Annotated in this window: 2 protein-coding genes; both read left to right on the top strand. The window is 66.0% G+C overall.

Annotated elements, in window-relative coordinates:
* Positions 1-349: 349 nt before the first annotated feature.
* The gene (locus ACIP4P_RS42000; protein ID WP_400928780.1) at positions 350-568 is read left to right on the top strand and encodes an MbtH family protein; all 219 of its coding nucleotides are present in this window, start codon (positions 350-352) and stop codon (positions 566-568) included.
* Positions 569-579: 11 nt separating this feature from the next.
* Positions 580-1,188: a cysteine dioxygenase gene (locus ACIP4P_RS41995; RefSeq protein WP_400928777.1), complete on the top strand. Its 609-nt coding sequence runs from the start codon at positions 580-582 to the stop codon at positions 1,186-1,188.
* The last annotated feature ends 26 nt before the right edge of the window (positions 1,189-1,214 follow it).

Here is a 1,214-nt window from a genome sequence, read left to right as displayed (position 1 = left end):
CTTCTTCCGAACTCCGGTTCTCCAGGAGCGAAACCGCTTCTCGCGATCGCTTCGCACGGCGCGCGGACGGACAGAGCTGTCCCGGCCCGGCATTCTTTGGACGGCATACGACCATCGCGCTTCGACCGCGCGATTTCGTTACCGGTAAGGACTTTAACCCGGCGTCGGACCGCTGTCGTCAACCGCGGTGAAGATCCCTTGAAGCCGGGACGTCGAATCAGGCCGCGCAGATTAGCACAAGATTGCCGCAAGATGAACTGCTATCTTTGCTGAACCTTCCACCCCTCCCCCTACGTGTACCCGGTCGACCGGTCCGAGCCGGTTGATCCCCCTGAGAGGAAGACCTCCGATGGCGAACCCCTTCGACGACGCCGACGGCACGTTCCTGGTGCTGGTCAACGACGAGAACCAGTACTCGCTGTGGCCCGAATACCTCGACGTCCCGGCCGGCTGGAACACCGTCCACGGCCCCGCCGCCCGCCAGTCCTGCGTGGACCACATCGAGGCCAACTGGACCGACATGCGTCCGAAGAGCCTGGTCGACGCCATGGACGGGGCCGGGAACTGAGCGGAAACGCCGTGGTCAGCGCCCCTGTCGCCGGGGTCGCGGCGGTCGGAGACCCCCGCTCCGCTCCCGGATCCCGCCTCGCACCGCTGGTCGAGGCGATCCGCGCGGCGGTGCGGGAGACCGCTTCGGCGGCCGAACGGGCGGACGCCGTGGCGGCCCGGCTGCGGCCCTTCCTGGACCACCCCGACCTCCTGACGCCCGATCAACGGCGGGGCGACCCGGAGAACTACCGGCAGCACCTCCTGCACGTGGAACCGGACGGTTCCTTCTCCGTGGTCTCGCTGGTGTGGCACCCCGGTCAGTCGACCTCGATCCACGATCACATCGCCTGGTGCGTGACCGGAGTGTACGAGGGCGAAGAACATGAAAGCCGTTATCGGATCGCCCGCACGGACGGTGACGGCGAACTCCTGGCATTGGATGAGGAAATCGTTAATCCTCGCGGCCAGGTGAGCGGAATCGCCCCGCCCGGAGATATCCACCGGGTATCGAACTCGGGTGACCGGACGGCGATCTCCATCCACGTGTACGGGGCCGATATAAGTCGGCTCGGCACCAGCATCCAGCGCGTGTACCGCGATCCGCGCCCCGCGTCGGCGGGAATTCCCCGCGATATTTGACGAAGTTTTTAACGAGAGCGTAAGGC

Source organism: Kitasatospora sp. NPDC089509 (assembly GCF_044749365.1).
Classification (GTDB): domain Bacteria; phylum Actinomycetota; class Actinomycetes; order Streptomycetales; family Streptomycetaceae; genus Kitasatospora.
This window is presented reverse-complemented; position numbering and strand designations above follow the sequence as displayed.